Source organism: Prauserella cavernicola (assembly GCF_016595675.1).
In the GTDB taxonomy this organism is placed as follows: domain Bacteria; phylum Actinomycetota; class Actinomycetes; order Mycobacteriales; family Pseudonocardiaceae; genus Prauserella_A; species Prauserella_A cavernicola.
In genome coordinates this window covers 849,585-867,645 of record NZ_JAENJH010000001.1, presented here as the reverse complement: position 1 = coordinate 867,645, position 18,061 = coordinate 849,585, and the positions used below count along the sequence as shown (strand labels likewise).

Here is an 18,061-nt window from a genome sequence, read left to right as displayed (position 1 = left end):
CGGGGGAGCCCGGGAAGCGGGCAGGCGGAACTACGACCGGGGTGGCCCGGCCCGGAACACGGTGGTGGGGAAAGGGTCAGGACGCGAAGTACGCGCCGCGGTGGAACAGCAACGGGGCGCGGCGTGGATCGCTCGCCAGCGCCCGGACCTCACCGACGACGACGGTGTGGTCGCCGCCGTCGTACTCGGCCCACAGGACGCAGTCGACCCAGGCGATCACGCCGTCGAGCACGGGGGAGCCCAGCTCGCTCGGCGACCACGCGACCCCGGCGAACTTGTCGGTGCCCGATCTGGCGAACTGGTCGCTGAGGTGCTGCTGGTCGTCGGCCAGGATGTTGACGCAGAACGCGCCCGCCCGTCTGATGTGCGGCCACGTTCGCGACGTCCGGCCCGGCGCGAAGGTCACGAGCGGCGGGTCGAGCGACAGTGAGGCGAACGACTGGCACGTGAACCCCGCGGGCTCGGTGCCGCCCGCGGTGACCACGACGACCCCCGAGCAGAACGAGCCGAGGACGTCGCGCAGGACGCGGCCGGCCACGGGCGCGCGGGAACAATCGGGCAGAGCCATGTGCTGCTCCTTCTCCGGTCAGGGAGTGGTCGAATCAGAGCACGGCGACGGCATTGCCGGGGGAGCCGAGTCCGCCGGGCACGGCCAGCGGGACCGAGACGAAGAGGAACTCCGATCTCGACTCCGCCGCGAGCCGCGTGGCGAGCTCGTCGAAGTCGAACAGCTCGCCCAGCGGGATGCCGAGCAGCCCGAGCAGGCGCCGGTGCAGGCTGCCGACCGCGGCGTCGCCGGGGGTGACCTCGACGGCGGGGTTGTCGGCGCTGACGGCGGCGATGTGCCAGTCCCACAGCAGCTCCGCGGTGGACTCGTCGGCCGCGAGACCGGCGGAGCTGAGCCCTGCCTTCTCGGCCGCGATCGCCGCCTTGCCCTCGGGTTCCAGCGCCCGGTAGGCGGCGAGCCAGCCCGTGCGCAGGCACAGGATGTCGCCGGGGCGGATCTCGGTTCCTTGCGCACTTGCCACCGCACGGAGGTCGTCCGGGGTGATCGAGTGCTCGGACAGCGGGTCGACGCCGGGCAAGTGGGCGGCGACGTCGAGCAGGACACCGCGGCCGAGGATGCCGGCGCGGGCCCAGTGGTGGATGCTCAGCCTCGGGTTGCCGGGCGCGGGATCGTCGAGCACCCCGCCGTAGAACCCGTGCTGGCGGACGCGGTGGTGGCGGAAGCCGTCCCACTGGGTCGAGCACTGCGGGAAGAACGAGTCGAGCCGGTCGTCCCACATGCTGCCGATCCGCTTGACCGTGTGCTGGAACGGTTCCCTGCGGAACAGCGGCGGGTCGGGCTGGTCGAGCGGGAGGCTGATCCCGACGCGTTCACCGGTGCGCACCAGGCCGGTGGCGTGGCGCACGGCCTCGGCGTCGAGCAGGTTGAGCGTGCCCAGCTCGTCCCCGGGCCCGAACACGTCCCACGCGTGGTGGGAGCCGACGTCGTCGAGCCGGGGCAGTTCGGAGTACTTCGGGAGCGCGGTCATCGCCTCACCTCACAGGTCGGTGTCGCCGGAGAGGAGCCTGCCCGCGATGGTCCGCCGCTGGATCTCGGAGGTCCCGTCGGGGATGCGCAGGGTGCGGGCGTGGCGCCAGACCTCCTGCAGTCGCAGCTCGTTGGACAGCCCCATCGCGCCGTGCACCTGCATCGCCGAGTCGGCGACGCGGCCGAGCATCTCCGTGCAGAACGCCTTGGTGATGGAGGTTTCCTTGATCGCACGCTGCTTGCTCTCCACGAGCGCCGCGGTGCGGCCGACGACCGACTTGGCCGCGTAGATGTCCATGGCCATCTCGGCGAGCTTGATCTGGACGGCCTGGTGGTCGCCGATGACACTGTCGAACGTCTCGCGCTGCCTGGCGTAGTCCACTGCCTTGTCCAGCGACCAGCGTGCCAGGCCCACGCACATCGCCGACATCGACAGCCTGCCCTTGCTGATGCCGAGCAGGGCCAGCGAGAGTCCCTTGTGGACCGTGCCGATCACGTTCTCGGCCGGCACCCGCAGGTCCTCGATGCTGATGATGCCGTGGTGCGAGCCGATGTGACCGAGGATCGGGATGTTGCTGCTGCACTCGAAACCGTCGCTGCTGGTGTCGACGAAGAACGCCGTGATGCCGCCGCGGCGCTCCCGGTTGGCCTCGGGGTCGGTGACGGCGAACAGAATGCAGTAGTCGGCGTAGGGCGCGTTGGTGATCCACTGTTTGGAGCCGTTGAGCACCCAGTGGTCGCCGTCGCGCACGGCGCGGGTGCGGATGCGCTGGACGTCGGATCCCGCGCCCGGCTCGGACAGGCCGAAGCACAGCGTCTTCTCCCCGGAGGCGATGCCGGGCACGAGCCGCGCGCGGACCTCGGGGTCAAGCTCGCGCAGGATGGGGCTCAGCCCGTTAGTGAACACCGAGGGGACCACGTTCTCGTGCACCAGCGGGCGGCTGGGTCCCCACGCGTGGTTGAGCTCCTCCTGGATGTGGACGAGCGCCACCTCGCCGAGCCCGCCGCCGCCGAGCGACTCGTCGCCGAACATGGTGTAGAAGCCGGCCTCGGCCGACGCCATGCGGACCTGTTTCTTGAGTTTGAGCACCTCGGGCTGCAGGAACCCGCGCTCGTCGAACCGTTTGCGCTCGTCCTGGAGCAGGTCGGCGTACTCGCGCTCGATCGGCTCCACGTAGCGCTCGACGAAACTGACGACCGCCTGCGCGGTCTCCTTCGCTTCGTCAGGGACAGTGAAATCCATGGGGGCTAAGTCTTTCTCGTCTTCGGTGCGCGTTTGGCGTCGTTGGCGTTGGCCTTCTCGATGTCCAGCGACAGCGACCGCGCCCAGATGTTGGTCAGGGTGGCGACGACCTGATCGAGGTCGAGGTCGTCGCGTTCGCCGAGGATGAGGTTGATGTAGGCGAAGTTGTTGATCATCGCGACCATCGCCTCCGCGGTGAGCTCCGCCGAGATGTCCGGGTCGGCGGCTCCCTGCTGCTGCAGGCGCTCGATCCCGTGCTGGATGCGGCCCCGGAACTTGCGCCTGATCGCCATGCGGTTCTCGCGCATGTGCTCGTCGAAGGTCGCCACCTGCTCGACGATGCGGCTGAAGTCCTTGGCCCGCCGCATCTCGTCGAAGTACTGGCGCAGCGTGTAGGCGAACCGGTCGGCGACGTTGCCCTCGAAGTCGTCGGGCACCGCGGTGAGCAGGAAACGGTCGGCGACCACCTCGTCCACCAGGGTGTAGAAGATGTCTTCCTTGGTGGGGAAGTAGATGTAGAAGGTGCCGTGGGCGAGCCCGGCCTCGTCACAGATGTCGGACACCCGGGTGTCGAGGAAGCCCTTGCTCTCGAACATGGTGCGCGCGGCGGACAGCAGCCGCTCGCGGGTCTTGCGGCCCCGGGTCGTCCTCGGCTGCGAGTCCGCCTGCGGGCGGGCCGCCGCGCGGGCTCCCTTGCGCTTCCCGTTCGTGGTCTCGCCGGTCGCCATCGTGTCCCCATTCGTTCGCGCGTCGTCCCGGATCCGGGATTTCCGGCGCCATTGTCGTCTACTCAGAGCTGTGGGCGCACCTTCTCCGCGAACATCGACATCGAGCGAAGGACCTGTTCCTGCGGCTGGCTTCCGGCGTCGAACCAGGCCACCAGGCCGCCGAGACCGGTGTGGCTGTGGAACGAGGCGAGCTCCTCGGCGACCTGGTCCGCGCTGCCGAGGATCAGGGTCTTGCGGTCGATGTACTCGTCGTAGGTGAGCTCGTCGATCCCGAGGCCCACCTTCGCGCGGTTGCTCAGGATGTTGACGTACCACATGTAGCCGTGCTCGTACTCCTGGCGGGCCTGCTCGTGGCTGTCGGCGACGTGGATCGCCTTGAGCTGGGAGGCGCGGGCGATGTTCTCGTCGATGGTGTCGAACGAGTGCCCCGCCTCGCGGGCCTCGTCGCGGTAGACGCCGACCAGGCGGCGCACGTCGTCGCGGGTCGGGCGCTGGCCGAGCACGAACGAGAACCCGCGGCGCGCGGCCGAGCGCAACGACTCCTCGCTGGAGGAGACCATCACGAACACCGGCGGCGTCGGCTTCTGCAGCACCTCGGGGAACAGTTCGATCTCGTCGGCCACCTCGCCTTCGGCCGGCACCTGGTAGTGCTTGCCCGAGAACTTGACCTTGCCCGTCCTCCAAGCCTGCATGACGATCTCGAAGACCTCGTCGTAGCGTTCGTCGCGCTCGTCCTCGGGAATGCCGTAGGCCTGGAACTCCAGCCGGTCGTAGGCCTTGCCGATGCCGAAGTTGAGCCTGCCGTTGGAGAGCTGGTCGACGTAGGCGTAGTCCTCGGCCAGCCGCAGCGGGTGGTGCATCGGCAGCCGGGAGACGCCCGAGCCGACGCGGATCCGCTCCGTGGCCGCGGCCGCGGCGGCGAGCAACAGCTGGGCCGAGGCGACGATCCCGTAGCGGCGGCCATTGTGCTCGGCGACCCAGGCCTCCTCGAAGCCGAGCTTGTCGGCGTGCACGATCTGTTCGAGCGCCTTGTTGACGACCTCGTTGTGCGTGTTCCACGGCGGAACGTTGGACAGGCTGAAGATTCCGTAGTGCGGGGTGGCGACGTTGCTCATGGCACTCCAATACGACCCGGTGATGAGAACACTGCGCTGACGAAAACCCTTGCAGCGCCGGGTGAAGACGCACTTGACTAAACATGACACGCGCGTCATTGTCAACGGGCAGGAGCCCCCGACACCGCCGTCGCCAGAGGGAGAACCAGACCGCATGGCCACCGTCCAGACCGTCACCGGCGAAGCAGATTCCACGCAGCTCGGGCGCGTGCTCATGCACGAGCACGTGTTCGTCATCAACCACGAGTACGAGGTCAACTACCCGGAGACGTGGGACGACGAGCAGCGAACCGAGGACGCGGTCGCGAAACTGGTCGCGCTCGAGGCCGCGGGCATCGACACGATCGTCGACCTGACCGTGCTCGGCCTGGGCCGCGACATCCGCAGGGTGCGCGCCGTCGCCGACAGGTCTCCCGTGCGGATCATCGCTGCGACGGGCTTCTACACGTTCACGGAACTGCCGAACTACCTGAAGTTCCGTGGCCCCGGCCGTCTCGTCGGCGGTGACGACCCGCTGGCGGACATGTTCGTCCGCGACATCACCGAGGGCATCGCCGGTACGGGCATCCGGGCCGGAATCCTCAAGTGCGCCACCGATCTTCCCGGTGTGACGCCCGACGTGGAGCGCGTGCTGCGCGGCGTGGCGCGCGCCCACCGCGAGACCGGAGTGCCGATCTCGACGCACACCGACGTGTCCACCGAACGCGGCCTCGAACAGCAGAAGATCTTCGCCGAGGAGGGCGTGGACCTGACCCGCGTGATCGTCGGGCACAGCGGAGACTCGGAGGACCTCGACTACCTGCAAAGCCTGCTGGACAACGGTTCCTACCTCGGCATGGACCGCTTCGGGCTGAACAACCGGCTGGCCTTCGACCGGCGCGTTGCCACCGTGGCCGAGCTGGTGCGCCGCGGCTACGCCTCCCGGCTGGTGCTCTCGCACGACGCGTCCTGCCACAGCCACAACTTCCCGCCCGGCTACAAGGAGAAGCACCTGCCCGACTGGCACTTCCGTCACATCAGCGACGACGTGCTGCCCGCGCTGCGCGAGTCCGGGGTGAGCGAACGCGATCTCGACGTGATGCTCGTGGACAACCCGCGCACGATCTTCTCGGCGGTGCCGGCATGACGATCCTGCACGAGTCCACACCGGACACCGGGGTGATCCCGGATCCGGTGTTCCACGCGCTGCGCGGGGGCAGGCCGGTGCTGCTCGTCGATGACCTCGGCCCGCACGCGGACTGCCAGCTGGTGTTCGCGGCGAGGGACGCGAGCACGGAACTGCTCGCGCTCACCGTGCGGCACACGTCCGGTTTCGTCGTGGTCGCCCTGCCCGAGGGCGAGGCCGACCGGCTTCGGCTGGCACCCATGACCTACGGGCGCGGTGACGCGCCCGCCTACGGCGTCGCGGTGGACGCGGAGGACACCGGCACCGGCATCTCCGCCACCGCCCGCGCCCGCACTATCGCACTGCTCGGCGAGCCGGGCACCAGCCCCGACCGGTTCACGCGGCCCGGCCACGTGATCACCTACCGCGCCCACGACGACGGTGTGCTCGGCAGGGCCGCTGTCTGGGAAGCGGCCTGTGACCTCGTGGGGCTCGCCGGTGCGGGCTTCGCCGCCGCGGGCGCGTGCCTGGTGTCCGAGCGAGATCCGCTGCGGGCCGCCCGCCTGCCCGAGCTCGCGCCGTGGGCGACCGGACTCGGCGTGCCCCACCTCCGTGCCTCCGCCGTCCGCGCACACCGGCTCGCCGCCCACCGCTGAGCCGCGCCCCCCCCCCCCGAGAACGAAAGGCAGCCACCATGAGCGTCGTCCGCATCGAGCGGAACGGAAAGATCGCCGAGGTCGTGCTCGACCGTCCCGAGAAGCTCAACGCCTTCAACGGCGAGCTGTTCGCCGACTACGAGTCCGCACTGCACGAACTGGGCGCCGACGCGAGCGTGTCGGTGATCATCGTGCGCGGTGAGGGCCGCGCGTTCAGCGTCGGCTGGGACGTCAGCAGGCCCGCGCCGTCGGGCGACGGCGGCTACACCCACCGCACCGCGCACGAGGACTGGCTGCGGCTGCGTGCGCACATCCGGGCGTTCGCGGCGGTCTTCGACGTGCCCAAGCCGGTGGTGGCGAGCGTGCACGGCTACTGCATGGGCGGCGCCACGCTGATCCCCGCGTGCGCCGACCTCGCCGTGGTGGGCGACGACACCAAGATCGCCTGGCCGGTGCTGCCGATCGGCGGCGGGATGCTCGGACCCGCCGCGATGTACGCCGTGGGCCCGAAGAAGGCCAAGGAGCTCTCCTACACCGCGGGCAGCCACATGATGGGCCCCGAGGCCGCGCAGCGCGGCTGGGCGAACTACTCGGTGCCCGAGGACGGCGTGCTGGCCAAGTCCCGCGAGGTCGCCACCGAGATCGCGAAGACCCCGCTGGACATGCTGGAGATCAAGAAGCGCGCCGCCAACGACGTGCTCGTGCGGCAGGGCTTTCGCGAGACGATCGAGTCCTGCGCGGGCTGGGACGCGCTCATCCACACCTCCGAGGGCAACCGCTGGATGGCGGGCAAGCTCGCCGAGCTGGGCATCTCCGCGGCGCGCACCTGGTATGCCGAGGGCGGCTCGCTCGCCCGTTGATCCGCCCGCCCCGATCGAAGGAGACTCATCGCCGTGTCCCGCCCCGTCGTCGCCGTCGTCGGCGCGTCCCCCCGCAACTTCTGGACCACCTGCGCGCTGCACAACCTCCGCACCCTGAACCCGGAGCTGGAGGTCGTGCCGGTCACCCCCAACCACGACACGATCGCCGGGCTCACCACGGTCCCGAGCGTCGCGGCGCTGCCCGCCACGCCGCGCGCCGCCATCGTCGCGATCCGGCGGGAGGCCAGCGTGGAGGCGGTGCGGGAGCTGACCGCCGCGGGCACGCGCGACATCGTGCTCGTCACCGACGGCTTCGGTGAGCGCGACGACGAGGGCAGCCGGCTGCAGGACGAACTGGTGCGCATCGTGTCCGGCACCGGGACGCGGCTGTGGGGCCCGAACTGCGTGGGATTCGCCGACTTCGCCGAGCGCGTCTGCGCCGTCGCCGAACCCATGTGGCTGGAGGCGAGGCCGGGTCCGGTGTCGATCGTGTCGCAGAGCGGGGCGCTGCTCTCGGCGTTCCTCGCTGCCGCGACCGAGGAGAACCTGGGCGTCGACTTCTGTGCCTCCACCGGCAACGGCGCCGTGCTGGGCGTGCCGCAAGCGCTGGAGCAGGCACTGCGTCGCGACACGACCCGCGTCGTGTGCGTGTATCTCGAGGGCGTGTCCGGGACGCAGCTGCCCGCGTTCACCCGCGCGTTCACCTACGCCAGGCAGACCGGCAAGCGGATCGTGATCCTCAAGTCCGGCGTCTCCGAGCGCGGCCAGCGCGCCGTGCTGTCGCACACCGCGAGCATCGCGGGCACCGACTCGGTGTTCTCCGAGCTGCTGCGCGAACACGACGTGCTGCGCGCCGACGGCGTGGACGAGCTGATGCGCCTGGCCACGTTGTGCCTGCTCGGCGTGAAGAAGGGACGCGAGCGCGCGGTCTCCGTGCTCGGTGGCTCCGGTGGAGCGGCGGCGCTGTGCAGCGACCTCGCCGAGCGCTACGGCGTGAACCTCACGGTGTTCGCCGAGTCGACCGTGCGGCGGATCCGGGAGCTGGCCGGACCCGGCTCGTTCATCGACAACCCGCTCGACGTGATCGGCGTGAAGCGCCGCGAGGGGGAGGACAGCATCAACGGCACGGTGTTCAAGGACCCGAACACGGGCCTGGTGCTGTTGCCGTGGAGCGTGCAGTTCCCCTCGGAGACGGCGCACGAGTCGATCCACACGTGGAACTGGAACGACCTGGCCCGGTTGTCGGCGGAGAACGAGATGCCGCTGGTGATCACCTCGATGGCACCGGTTCCCGGCACCGAGTTCGTCCGCGGCTACCGCGAGCGGCATCCGCACGTCGGCGTGCTGAACAACCTGCGGCTGACGTTCTCCGCGCTGGCCAAGCTCTTCCCCGCGCTGGCCACGCAGAACGGGGACGCGAGGGCCGGGACCGAACAGCGGGTACTGAGCGAGGCCGCCTCGCGGGACCTGGTCGAGGCCGCCGGCGTACCCGTCGTGCGAGGCGTGAGCGCGCCCGGCGACGAGCTGGCCGGCGCGGCGGCCGAACTGCGCGCGCCGTTCGCCGTCAAGGTGATCGCGCCCATCAGCCACAAGTCCCGCTTCGGTGGCGTCGCACTCGGCGTCACGCAGACGGCCGAGCTGCCTGCCACGGCCAAGCAGCTCGAGGCGAACCTCGTCGCGGCGGGCCTGTCGCCCGAGGACATCGAGGGCTACCTCGTGGAGGAGATGGTGTTCGGCAGGGAACTGCTGGTGGGCCTCAACACCGATCCCGTGCTGGGCCGCTACGTGGTGGTCGGGCTCGGCGGCACCGCGACCGAGCTGGCCAATCGCTCGCTCACCCGCAGGCTCCCGCTACGGCCCGGCGACGCGGAGCACCTGCTCGCCGAGGTGGGCGTGAGCGGCCACGCCGGCGCGGTCGAGGCGCTGACCGCCGTCTGCGAGGCGTTCACCGGCGCCGCGCTGGGCGAGTACGAGACCGTGGAGATCAACCCGCTCATCGTCACGCCCACCGAGTGCTGGGCCGCCGACGCGGTGGTCACGCGGTTCGCGTAGCCGGACGGGCCCGGCGCCCCAGCGGAGGCGCCGGGCTCACACCGCCGTGTAGCCGCCGTCGATGACCAGCTCGCTGCCGGTGACGTAGCGCGACTCGTCGGAGGCGAGGTACAGCACGCCGTAAGCGATGTCGAGCGGCTCGCCGCGACGACCGAGCGGGATCGCCGCGAGCGTGCGGGCGTTGTAGGAACGGGCGGTCTCGTCGTCACTCTGGCGCACCGAGGTCGCCGATCCGGTCTCGATCGAGCCGGGATGCACCGAGTTGACGCGGATCCCGCGCGGGGCGTAGGCGGCGGCGTCCGCTTTGGACAGTAGTCGCACGGCGCCCTTGCTGGCGTGGTAGACGGGCAGCAGCGAGTTGCCCACCAGTCCGTACATCGACGACATGGTGATCACGCTGCCGCCCTCGGGCATGTGCGGGATGGCGTACTTGGTGCACAGCCAGGTACCGCGCACGTTCACGGCGAACACCGCGTCGAACTCCTCGGCGCTGACCTCGTGGGACGGCTTGCGTGGCCCGGCGATGCCCGCGTTGTTCACGAGGACGTCGATCCGCCCGTGCTCGGCCGCGACCCGGTTCATCGCCCGCGCCACGGCGTGGTCGTCGCGGACGTCGACCTGCCATCCGGTGTCGCCCGGCGTGACGTCGAACCCGACCACGATGCCGCCGTGCTCGCTCAGCAGTCGCGCTATCGCGGCGCCCAGTCCGGCCGCCGCGCCGGTGACGACGCAGACCTTGCCCGCGACCCGCCCGCCCGTCACGCCGGCCTCGCCGAGATCGCCGAGCGCCCGCCGTCCACGCGCACCACCTGGCCGGTGACGTAACCGGCGGCGGGGGAGGCGAGGAAGCACGCCACGGCGGCCACCTCCTCGGGCCTGCCCATGCGCCCGAGCGGAATCGTGTTCTCCCAGCGTTGTCTGGCGTCGGCGTCGGACCACGCGTCGTCGTTGATGGCCGTGCGGACGAAGCCGGGATTGACGGCGTTGACGGTGATCCCCCGGGGTGCCAGCTCGGCGGCGAGCTCCCGGGTGAGCGCCACGACACCGCCCTTCGATGCCGTGTAGGCGGGGTAGGCGTAGCCACGGTCCGCGGCGCCGGAGCCGATGTTGACGATGCGCTTGGCCTCCGCGGGACCCTCGGTCAGCAGTGGCAGCGCCGCGCGCACCACGCGGAACGTGCCGGTGAGGTTGATGTCCAGCACGGCGTTCCAGGTCTCCCAACGGCTCTCGGCGATGCTCTCGCGCGCGAGCACGCCCGCCGCGTTGACCACGACGTCGAGCCTGCCGCGCCACTCGCCCGCGCGGCTCAGCGCCGACTCCACGCCCGTGTCGTCGCGGACGTCGCACGGAAGCTCCAGTACCTCGCCCCGGCAGGACTCGCGGGTCGCCCGAGTGTCGTCGCGGTCGAGCAGGACCACGGCCACGCCCTCGGTGGAGAACTGCCGCGCGATCGCCGCGCCGATGCCCGACGCGGCACCGGTAACCACCGCGACCCTGCCGGATTCTCCTGTCATGGCCACGACCTCTCTGCTCGGGAGTCCACAGTGGAACGATCGGGGAAACCTCTTGACTCAAACATGACGCGTGCGTCATTGTCAATCGCATGACGGCGATCGACGACCTGCTCGCCCGCACCGAGATCACGGATGTGCTGTGCCGCTACGCGCACGCCATCGATCGCGGCGACCGGCCGCTGGCCCGCACCTGCTATCACCCGGACGCCACCGACGACCACGGCCGGTTCAGTGGCCCGGTGGACGAGCTGTTCGCGTTCTTCGAGGCCTATGGCGCGACGTTGTCGGGCACCTACCACTTCCTGGGCGTGCCCACGATCGCGCTCGACGGCGACCGGGCCGACGTGGAGACCTACTGCCTCTATCGCAGGCAATCCGTCGATCCCGCCGCGCAAGCCGTGCTGCAGGGACTGCGCTACGTCGACGTGTTCGAACGCAGGGACGGGCGCTGGCTGATCGCGCGCCGGACCGTGGTGCTGGACTGGGAGCACGCCGCACCGCCTGCGCCCGCCGTGCCGAGTCCGGACACGTGGACACGCGGCTCCCGCGGCGACGCCGACCCGGCCGCCCCGCTCACTCGCGCGTTGTCCCGCCGCGTCACGGGGTGAACTCGGCGTTCGCCTACTCCAGCGCGTCTTGTCTCAGGTGTTCGGCGAACGCGCAGCCTGGCCGGTCACCCACTCGCGTTGTTTTGAGCCATTCAAGTCCGGGTAGCTCACCTGGATGCCAGGTGTAGATGGGGGCCGCGATACGGCGGGCCGGTTGCGCGCGGTGGGACTTCGGGTCACCGCCCCGAGACGGGCCGTGCTGGGTTGGCTCGAGGGCCACCCGCACGCCACCGCGGAACAGGTCAGAGCCGGGGTTCGCGACGTGCTGGGCTCGGTGTCGCACCAGGCCGTCTACGACGTCCTGAAGGCGTGCACCACCGCCGGACTGGTGCGGACGATCCAGCCCGCCGGCCATCCCACGCTGTTCGAGACCCGCGTGGCCGACAACCACCACCACCTGGTCTGCCGGGGTTGCGGCCGCACCGAGGACGTCGACTGCGTGCCCGGGGCGGCCCCCTGCCTGGCTCCCGACGACAGCCGGGGATTCGGGATAGCGGAAGCGGAAATCGTGTTCTGGGGCTGGTGCCCAGCCTGTACCGCGAGCAAGGAGACAACGTCATGACGGATTCCACCCGACCCTTCACCACCACGGACGCCGGCATCCCGGCAGAGAGCGACGAGCACTCCCTCACCGCAGGGCCCGCCGGGCCGATCCTGCTGCAGGACGGCTACCTGATCGAGCAGATGGCGCAGTTCAACCGCGAGCGGATTCCCGAGCGCCAGCCGCACGCCAAGGGCAGCGGCGCGTTCGGACACTTCGAGGTGACCGGCGACGTCAGCGCCTACACGAAGGCCGCGTTGTTCCAGCCGGGCGTCACGACCGAGCTCGTCGCGAGGTTCTCGACGGTCGCGGGCGAGCGCGGCAGCCCCGACACGTGGCGCGATCCCCGCGGTTTCGCGCTGAAGTTCTACACGTCCGAGGGCAACTACGACATGGTCGGCAACAACACGCCGGTCTTCTTCGTCAAGGACCCGATGAAGTTCCAGCACTTCATCCGCTCGCAGAAACGCAGGGCCGACAACAACCTGCGCGACCACGACATGCAGTGGGACTTCTGGACGTTGTCGCCGGAGTCGGCGCACCAGGTGACGTGGCTGATGGGCGATCGCGGCATCCCGCGCACGTGGCGGCACATGAACGGCTACACCTCGCACACCTACATGTGGGTCAACGCCGAGGGCAGGCAATTCTGGGTGAAGTACCACTTCAAGACCGATCAGGGCGTCGAGTTCTTCACCCAGCACGAGGCCGACCAGATGGCGGCGGCCGACACCGACTACCACACGCGGGACCTGTTCGAGCACATCGCGAAGGGCGAGTACCCGAGCTGGACCCTCTACGTGCAGGTGATGCCCTACGGCGACGCCGAGAACTACCGGTTCAACCCGTTCGACCTCACCAAGGTGTGGCCGCACGGCGACTACCCGCTGATCGAGGTCGGGCGGATGACTCTGGACCGCAACCCGACGGACAACCACGCCGAGATCGAGCAGGCGGCGTTCCAGCCGAACAACCTCGTGCCCGGCATCGGTCCCAGCCCGGACCGGATGCTGCTCGCGCGGCTGTTCTCCTACGCCGACGCACACCGGCACCGCATTGGCGGCAACTACCAGCAGCTGCCCGTCAACGCGCCCACGTCGCCGGTGCACTCCTACTCCAAGGACGGCGCGATGGCGTACCGCAAGACCAGCGACCCGGTGTACGCCCCGAACACCAAGGGCGGGCCCGCCGCCGACACCGAGCGCTACGGCAGCCCGCCCACCTGGCAGACCGACGGCGCGATCACGCGCAGCGCCTACGTCTCCCACGCGGAGGACGACGACTGGGGCCAGGCGGGCACGATGGTGCGCGAGGTCCTCGACGACGCCGCGCGTGAGCGCCTGGTGGACAACGTGGTGGGACACCTGCTCAACGGTGTGACCGAGCCGGTGCTGGAGCGCGCGTTCGAGTACTGGCACAACGTCGACAAGGACCTCGGCGGCCGCATCGAGGACGGTGTGCGCGCCAAGCAGGACGAGAAGGATCCGAAGGCGGGGGAGCAGGGCAACCCCGCGCGCAGGAGCATGCGGAGCAAGGCCTGAGCCCTGGCGGCGCGGCGGTGGGGGCCACCCCCTCGATGACCCCCGCCGCCGCGGTCAGATCCGTTCGATCACCACGCGCACGCACTGCGTCCGGCCGCAGCAGGGCACACCGCACTGCTGTTTCGCGGTCCGGCGCAGGCAGCCGACGCAGAGTCCGTCCACGACCTTCTTCGTGGTGCGCACGACCTTGCCCCTGCGGTCGGCGACCCGGTCCGCGGACTTGTCGAGCGCACGGTTGACCTCGGTCCAAAAGCCCATCTCGGATTCCTCCTCCTCGCGGAACGCGACACTCCGTGAGTCAAATGTCACCCAGAGCACAGGGGATCTCAAGAAACTCCACCTGACGGGCTGACCTATTCGCGTGCTCGCATAGGACAGTGAGACCGAGACAGACGGGTCCGTCCGGCGTGGACGGACCCCGTGGCGTCAGCCGAGGCGCTCCTGCAGCCGGACGTGGACCGTCTCGCCCTCGTCCTTGCCGAGTGCGCGCCGGAGATCGGCCTTGACGGGGAGCTTGTGGGTGCCGTCGCCGAGTGCCATGAACGAGGCCTGGAAGGGATGGCCGTCCATGGTGCCGCGCACCTTCACCAGGCCGCGGGTGCCGAAGAACTCGGCGGAGCGCTCCATCGTCACGTAGGTCCAGCCGCCCTTGGCCGGGCTCCTGAGCAGGGTCGCGGTGAACTCTTTGTCGAGCGGGCCGATCTCGGTACCGGAGTGTGCCGTGCCGGTCATGGTGGTCCTCCTCAGCCGGGGGTGGATGACCCTCACACCGCAGTGTCCTCCCAGGGTGCCTCGTGCGGAGGAGTTCCGGCGACACCCGGCGATCCGGCGTGGCGGGATCACGCGGTGCCGCGCCGCCCCCGGAGGAACGCGACGGCCACGACACCGGCTGCCAGGATCGCCGCGAGCGCCAGCTCGCTGCGCCACATGCCCTCCGCGAACGCCGTGCGGGCCGCGTCGGCGAGCGGTTCACCGGCGGGACCGGAACGCTCGGCGATCGCCAGCGCACCGGCGAGGGAGCCGTCGGCGAGCTCCTGCGCCTCGGGCGGCAGCGCGGCCGTCGACGGGCGCACGGAGGCGGTGTAGCTGGCCGAGAGCACGCTGCCAGCCAGCGCGATGCCGAGCGCGGCTCCGATCTCGCGTGTCGCGTCGTTGACCGCGGAGGCCACGCCGTACTTGTCGGGCGGGACGTTGTCGAGGATCGCGCTCGTGGCCGCGGGAGCGGTGATGCCCATCCCGGCTCCCAGCACGCACACCGCGATGGCGAGCTCGGTGTAGGAGCTCTGCGGGCCGAGCCTGCCCAGCAGGAGCGCGCCGACGACCAGGATCGAGAGCCCGGCGCACGTGAGCGCGCGCAGCCCGAACCGCTGGGCCAGCGGGGCCGAGGCCATCGACAACGGCAGCAGGGTCACCGCGATCGGCCACAGTGCCAGCCCGGAGGTCAGTGCGTCGTAGCCCTGCACCAGCTGCAGGTACTGCGCCATCACGAACAGTGCCCCGAACGCCGCGGTGAACTGCAGGGTCACCGACAGCGCGCCGGTCGCGAAGGCCCGGTTGGTGAACAGCCGCACGTCCAGCAACGGTGCCTGGGTGCGCGCCTCGAACCACGCGAACAGCACGCCCAGCAGCACGCCGGCGACGAGAGCCACGAGCACCTCGGCGTGGGCCCAGCCGACGTCGGCGGCGCGCAGGATGCCGAACACCAGAGCGCCGATCGACGCGGCACTGAGCACGGCGCCGATGGTGTCGATCCGTTGTGGATTCCGCTCCCGCGAGGACGGCACCGTGACACAGGCGAGCGCCAGCACCACGGCGAGCGCCGCGGGTGCGAGGAACACCGAGTGCCACGAGAAGTGGCGGAGCAGCAGGCCCGCGAGCACGAGTCCGCCGAGTCCGCCGAGCCCGGCGACGGCGGCCCAGATGCCGATGGCCCGGCCCCGGCGCTCGGGCGGGAAGCTCGCGTTGATGATCGACAGCGTCGCGGGCATGATCAGCGCCGCGCCCAGACCCGTGGTCGCCCTCGCCACGATGAGCGAGGTGGGGGAGTCGGCGACCAGCGGCGCCGCGCAGCTGACGGCGAACACGAACAACCCGATGATCAGCACGCCGCGGCGGCCGTAGCGATCGCCCAGCGCACCGGCCGGCAGCACGAGCGCCGCGAGCACGAGCGTGTAGACGTCCACGATCCAGGTCTGCTGAGCCTGGTCCACGCCGGTGTCGGCGGCCAGCGACGGCAGGGCGGTGTTGACGATCGTGACCATCGCGATGACCAGGCCGACGGCGGTGCACATCAGGCCGACGGTCCAGGCCCGTCGCCCGGTGGACTGGGACAGGACCTCGGCGGGACCGGCACTCACCCGCATCGCACCTCGCTTGCGTCGAGAAACGAGAACGTCGGTATCGTAACAGGACTGACAGTTCTGAATCTCGCGTTCGGCTGCGGGGAGGGAGAATCCGGTCGTGAGCACGCACGAGACGTCGCACCGGCGCGATCCCCGTCTGGACCGGTCCCGCTCGGCGATCCTGTCCGCCGCCGTCGAGCTCCTGTCCGAGGGCGGCGTCAAGGCGGTGACCATCGACGCGGTCACCGCACGCAGCGGCGTGGCCCGGTCCACGCTGTACCGCCACTTCCCGAACAACGTGGAGCTGCTGGCGGCGGCGTTCCAGGAACTGCTGCCACCGCTGCGGCTGCCCGCGGCGGGCGGCGCGCCGCGCGACCGGCTGCTGCGGCTGGTGCGAGCGCAGGCCGAGCAGATCGAGTCCGCGCCCGCGCTGGCGGCCGTGGTCTGGCTGGCCACCGTCGGGCTGACCACCGACGCGCCGTCCGACGACGAGCGCAGCAGGCTCGCGGCGCTGCGCGAGCGCATCGTGGACAACCTGCGCGGCCCCTTCGACGCGGTGCTCACCGAGTGCCTCGGCGATCGCGACATCGACCACGCCGCGGCGCAGCTCGTCGGCCCGCTGCTGTTCAACACGCTCATCACGAGGCGGCCCAACGACGAGCGCTTCTGCGCCAGGGTCGTCGACGACTACCTCGCCGGTTCCGGCTGAGTGCTCAGCGCGCCCGGGTGCGGCCCGGTATAGCAGCCACACGAAGTACGGCGCGCCGATGAGCGAGGTCACCAGCGCAATCGGGCACGGACACCAGCGGTCCAGGACAGGCCAACGCGGAGAGCGGACGGACACTCACCAACAGTGCGCGCGAACGGTCAGCGCTGTGCGGCGTCGAGCACGGCCCGCCACGCGCCGACGAGCGTGGTGGCGCGCAGGGTGTGACGCCGGTCCAGATAGCTCGTGACCAGCGCGCCGTCGCGCAGCATCATCAACTGCTCGATGGTTTCGCCGCGGTCGCGGATCCCGAGTTCGGCGAGCAGTTCGCCGAGCACGCCCGTGTACCACGCGCGGTGCTCGGCGACGGCCTCGCGCACCGGATGGTCGGGGTCGGAGTACTCGGCCGCGGCGTTGATGTGCGGGCACCCGCGGAACTCCGTCGTGCAGCCCGCGTCCACCATCGACTGCGCGATCGCGGTGAACGCGCCCTCCGGGTCGCCGGGGTGGGCCGCCCGCATGCTCTCGATCCCGTTGCGTTCCCAGTCCGCGCGGCCGTGCAGGTACGCCACCACGAGGTCGTCCTTGGTGGGGAAGTGGCGGTAGAAGGTGACCTTGCTGACTGCGGCGGCGGCGATGACGCGGTCCGCGCTCACCGCCCGGATTCCCTCGCCGTAGAACAGGTCGTCCGCGGCGGCCAGGATCCGTTGCCGTGCCGACGAGGGCCGTGCCTGCACCTCGGCGTGCGCCGTCCGTCCCGTGGCCGCCATCGGTTCTCCCCGTTTCCCAGTCCCGTCCCGTCGTCCAGGCTAGCGCGTGTGACGCGGGTCAGTCCGTGACCGTGATCTCCAGCGCGGCGGCGAACAGTGGCGCGAGCTCGGCGAGCTGCGCGTGGGTGATCGTCAGTCCCTTCAGGCTCCCTCGCCCCGTACGGAGGTCGAGCTCGCCCGCGCCGCGGACATCCACGCCGTCCATGACGGCCTGGTCGAGATGCACGCCCAGCAGCTCCGAGCCCGGGAACGAGACCCGGCGCAGACCGGCGCCGGCGAAGTCGACGTCGCGCAGGACGCAGTGGGAGAACGTGACGTCGTCGAGCCGCGCTTCCCGCAGGTTGACCGAGACCAGCTTGCAGCCGTGGAACACGACGCGGTTCATCGTGACGTCGAAGGTCGCCGTGCCCGCCAGCGCACAGGTGACGAACTCGGTGTCCAGCCACTGGCTCTCGGCGAGGTCGGTGCCCACGAGCTGGGAGCCCTGGAACCAGACGTCGTTGAACCGGGCGCCGCGCCACCGGCTCGCGCCGAAGGTGGTGTCGGAGAAGGCGCACTCGGTGAGGCGGGCGCCGTCCGCGCGCACGTCCGAGAAGTCCGTGCCCCGGTAGTGGGCCACCTCGTGATCGGACGACGGTCCGGGTACCTCGTCGGTGTCCTCGAGATAGCGGTGAAAGGGCAGGTCGGTCAGTGCGCGCGGAGTCGTCATCGGTACCCGGAACGCTACCTGAGCCGCCCGGTGGGCC

Annotated in this window: 20 protein-coding genes; 8 read left to right on the top strand and 12 right to left on the bottom strand. The window is 70.5% G+C overall.

From position 1 onward, the window contains the following. Window positions 1-76 precede the first annotated feature (76 nt). The 5 genes from JHE00_RS04125 to JHE00_RS04105 all read right to left on the bottom strand — a co-directional run bounded on the left by JHE00_RS04125 (window position 77) and on the right by JHE00_RS04105 (window position 4,620). Window positions 77-568, bottom strand: coding sequence for a flavin reductase family protein (locus JHE00_RS04125; RefSeq protein ID WP_200314872.1), 492 nt, complete (start codon window positions 566-568; stop codon window positions 77-79). 34 nt (window positions 569-602) lie between these two features. Next, window positions 603-1,535 (bottom strand): cyclase family protein, encoded by a 933-nt coding sequence (locus JHE00_RS04120; RefSeq protein WP_200314870.1) that lies wholly within the window; start codon window positions 1,533-1,535, stop codon window positions 603-605. A 9-nt stretch (window positions 1,536-1,544) separates the two neighbouring features. Then, window positions 1,545-2,777, bottom strand: a complete 1,233-nt coding sequence (locus tag JHE00_RS04115; protein WP_200314868.1) for an acyl-CoA dehydrogenase family protein — start codon at window positions 2,775-2,777, stop codon at window positions 1,545-1,547. 5 nt (window positions 2,778-2,782) lie between these two features. Then, the gene (locus tag JHE00_RS04110; protein ID WP_200314866.1) at window positions 2,783-3,505 is read right to left on the bottom strand and encodes a TetR/AcrR family transcriptional regulator; all 723 of its coding nucleotides are present in this window, start codon (window positions 3,503-3,505) and stop codon (window positions 2,783-2,785) included. 62 nt (window positions 3,506-3,567) lie between these two features. Further along, the gene (locus JHE00_RS04105) at window positions 3,568-4,620 is read right to left on the bottom strand and encodes an LLM class flavin-dependent oxidoreductase (RefSeq protein ID WP_200314864.1); all 1,053 of its coding nucleotides are present in this window, start codon (window positions 4,618-4,620) and stop codon (window positions 3,568-3,570) included. A gap of 154 nt (window positions 4,621-4,774) precedes the next feature. Here JHE00_RS04105 and JHE00_RS04100 point away from each other — a divergent pair, with 154 nt between their 5' ends. The 4 genes from JHE00_RS04100 to JHE00_RS04085 are packed head-to-tail and all read left to right on the top strand — an operon-like array spanning window position 4,775 to window position 9,293. Beyond that, window positions 4,775-5,746, top strand: coding sequence for a phosphotriesterase family protein (locus JHE00_RS04100; protein ID WP_200314862.1), 972 nt, complete (start codon window positions 4,775-4,777; stop codon window positions 5,744-5,746). Further along, the gene (locus JHE00_RS04095; RefSeq protein ID WP_200314860.1) at window positions 5,743-6,381 is read left to right on the top strand and encodes a 3,4-dihydroxy-2-butanone-4-phosphate synthase; all 639 of its coding nucleotides are present in this window, start codon (window positions 5,743-5,745) and stop codon (window positions 6,379-6,381) included. Before JHE00_RS04100 ends, JHE00_RS04095 begins: the two co-directional genes overlap by 4 nt. Before the next feature lie 38 nt (window positions 6,382-6,419). Then, entirely contained in the window at window positions 6,420-7,241 is an 822-nt protein-coding gene (locus JHE00_RS04090; RefSeq protein WP_200314858.1) for an enoyl-CoA hydratase/isomerase family protein, read from the top strand. Between the two features lie 33 nt (window positions 7,242-7,274). Continuing rightward, window positions 7,275-9,293, top strand: coding sequence for an acetate--CoA ligase family protein (locus JHE00_RS04085; RefSeq protein WP_200314856.1), 2,019 nt, complete (start codon window positions 7,275-7,277; stop codon window positions 9,291-9,293). A 36-nt stretch (window positions 9,294-9,329) separates the two neighbouring features. Here JHE00_RS04085 and JHE00_RS04080 read toward each other — a convergent pair whose 3' ends face one another. Next, window positions 9,330-10,055 (bottom strand): SDR family NAD(P)-dependent oxidoreductase, encoded by a 726-nt coding sequence (locus JHE00_RS04080; protein ID WP_200314854.1) that lies wholly within the window; start codon window positions 10,053-10,055, stop codon window positions 9,330-9,332. Continuing rightward, the gene (locus JHE00_RS04075; RefSeq protein WP_200314852.1) at window positions 10,052-10,807 is read right to left on the bottom strand and encodes an SDR family NAD(P)-dependent oxidoreductase; all 756 of its coding nucleotides are present in this window, start codon (window positions 10,805-10,807) and stop codon (window positions 10,052-10,054) included. Before JHE00_RS04075 ends, JHE00_RS04080 begins: the two co-directional genes overlap by 4 nt. Before the next feature lie 89 nt (window positions 10,808-10,896). On the opposite strand from JHE00_RS04075, the gene JHE00_RS04070 reads away from it, so the two are divergent. The 3 genes from JHE00_RS04070 to JHE00_RS04060 all read left to right on the top strand — a co-directional run bounded on the left by JHE00_RS04070 (window position 10,897) and on the right by JHE00_RS04060 (window position 13,497). Next, the gene (locus tag JHE00_RS04070) at window positions 10,897-11,415 is read left to right on the top strand and encodes a nuclear transport factor 2 family protein (protein ID WP_200314850.1); all 519 of its coding nucleotides are present in this window, start codon (window positions 10,897-10,899) and stop codon (window positions 11,413-11,415) included. Between the two features lie 115 nt (window positions 11,416-11,530). Beyond that, window positions 11,531-11,977, top strand: coding sequence for a Fur family transcriptional regulator (locus JHE00_RS04065; protein WP_200314848.1), 447 nt, complete (start codon window positions 11,531-11,533; stop codon window positions 11,975-11,977). Further along, window positions 11,974-13,497 carry a catalase gene (locus tag JHE00_RS04060; RefSeq protein WP_200314845.1) on the top strand — a complete coding sequence of 508 codons (1,524 nt, stop codon included), beginning with the start codon at window positions 11,974-11,976 and terminating at the stop codon, window positions 13,495-13,497. The genes JHE00_RS04065 and JHE00_RS04060 overlap by 4 nt, the downstream gene beginning before the upstream one ends. Window positions 13,498-13,551: 54 nt before the next feature. Here JHE00_RS04060 and JHE00_RS04055 read toward each other — a convergent pair whose 3' ends face one another. From JHE00_RS04055 to JHE00_RS04045, 3 genes are all read right to left on the bottom strand, one after another. After that, window positions 13,552-13,755, bottom strand: a complete 204-nt coding sequence (locus tag JHE00_RS04055; protein WP_200314843.1) for a hypothetical protein — start codon at window positions 13,753-13,755, stop codon at window positions 13,552-13,554. A 168-nt stretch (window positions 13,756-13,923) separates the two neighbouring features. Further along, window positions 13,924-14,229 (bottom strand): DUF1905 domain-containing protein, encoded by a 306-nt coding sequence (locus JHE00_RS04050; protein WP_200314841.1) that lies wholly within the window; start codon window positions 14,227-14,229, stop codon window positions 13,924-13,926. A 107-nt stretch (window positions 14,230-14,336) separates the two neighbouring features. After that, a complete protein-coding gene (locus tag JHE00_RS04045) occupies window positions 14,337-15,854 on the bottom strand; it encodes an MFS transporter (RefSeq protein WP_307831808.1) in 1,518 nt (505 codons plus the stop codon). Between the two features lie 103 nt (window positions 15,855-15,957). Between JHE00_RS04045 and JHE00_RS04040 the strand changes: the two genes are divergently transcribed. Beyond that, on the top strand, window positions 15,958-16,548 hold the full coding sequence (locus tag JHE00_RS04040) for a TetR/AcrR family transcriptional regulator (protein WP_200314837.1): 591 nt from the start codon (window positions 15,958-15,960) through the stop codon (window positions 16,546-16,548). A gap of 158 nt (window positions 16,549-16,706) precedes the next feature. Here the strand turns inward: JHE00_RS04040 and JHE00_RS04035 are convergent, their stop codons facing one another. Continuing rightward, entirely contained in the window at window positions 16,707-17,315 is a 609-nt protein-coding gene (locus JHE00_RS04035) for a TetR/AcrR family transcriptional regulator (RefSeq protein WP_200314835.1), read from the bottom strand. Window positions 17,316-17,373: 58 nt separating this feature from the next. Beyond that, entirely contained in the window at window positions 17,374-18,024 is a 651-nt protein-coding gene (locus JHE00_RS04030; RefSeq protein ID WP_200314833.1) for a pentapeptide repeat-containing protein, read from the bottom strand. Window positions 18,025-18,061: the final 37 nt, after the last annotated feature.

Bases quoted from the DNA above. Each gene is read 5' to 3' on its own strand.
- JHE00_RS04125 (WP_200314872.1), bottom strand. From the start codon at position 568: ATGGCTCTGCCCGATTGTTCCCGCGCGCCCGTGGCCGGCCGCGTCCTG.
- JHE00_RS04120 (WP_200314870.1), bottom strand. From the start codon at position 1,535: ATGACCGCGCTCCCGAAGTACTCCGAACTGCCCCGGCTCGACGACGTC.
- JHE00_RS04115 (WP_200314868.1), bottom strand. From the start codon at position 2,777: ATGGATTTCACTGTCCCTGACGAAGCGAAGGAGACCGCGCAGGCGGTC.
- JHE00_RS04110 (WP_200314866.1), bottom strand. From the start codon at position 3,505: ATGGCGACCGGCGAGACCACGAACGGGAAGCGCAAGGGAGCCCGCGCG.
- JHE00_RS04105 (WP_200314864.1), bottom strand. From the start codon at position 4,620: ATGAGCAACGTCGCCACCCCGCACTACGGAATCTTCAGCCTGTCCAAC.
- JHE00_RS04100 (WP_200314862.1), top strand. From the start codon at position 4,775: ATGGCCACCGTCCAGACCGTCACCGGCGAAGCAGATTCCACGCAGCTC.
- JHE00_RS04095 (WP_200314860.1), top strand. From the start codon at position 5,743: ATGACGATCCTGCACGAGTCCACACCGGACACCGGGGTGATCCCGGAT.
- JHE00_RS04090 (WP_200314858.1), top strand. From the start codon at position 6,420: ATGAGCGTCGTCCGCATCGAGCGGAACGGAAAGATCGCCGAGGTCGTG.
- JHE00_RS04075 (WP_200314852.1), bottom strand. From the start codon at position 10,807: ATGACAGGAGAATCCGGCAGGGTCGCGGTGGTTACCGGTGCCGCGTCG.
- JHE00_RS04070 (WP_200314850.1), top strand. From the start codon at position 10,897: ATGACGGCGATCGACGACCTGCTCGCCCGCACCGAGATCACGGATGTG.
- JHE00_RS04065 (WP_200314848.1), top strand. From the start codon at position 11,531: ATGCCAGGTGTAGATGGGGGCCGCGATACGGCGGGCCGGTTGCGCGCG.
- JHE00_RS04060 (WP_200314845.1), top strand. From the start codon at position 11,974: ATGACGGATTCCACCCGACCCTTCACCACCACGGACGCCGGCATCCCG.
- JHE00_RS04055 (WP_200314843.1), bottom strand. From the start codon at position 13,755: ATGGGCTTTTGGACCGAGGTCAACCGTGCGCTCGACAAGTCCGCGGAC.
- JHE00_RS04050 (WP_200314841.1), bottom strand. From the start codon at position 14,229: ATGACCGGCACGGCACACTCCGGTACCGAGATCGGCCCGCTCGACAAA.
- JHE00_RS04035 (WP_200314835.1), bottom strand. From the start codon at position 17,315: ATGGCGGCCACGGGACGGACGGCGCACGCCGAGGTGCAGGCACGGCCC.
- JHE00_RS04030 (WP_200314833.1), bottom strand. From the start codon at position 18,024: ATGACGACTCCGCGCGCACTGACCGACCTGCCCTTTCACCGCTATCTC.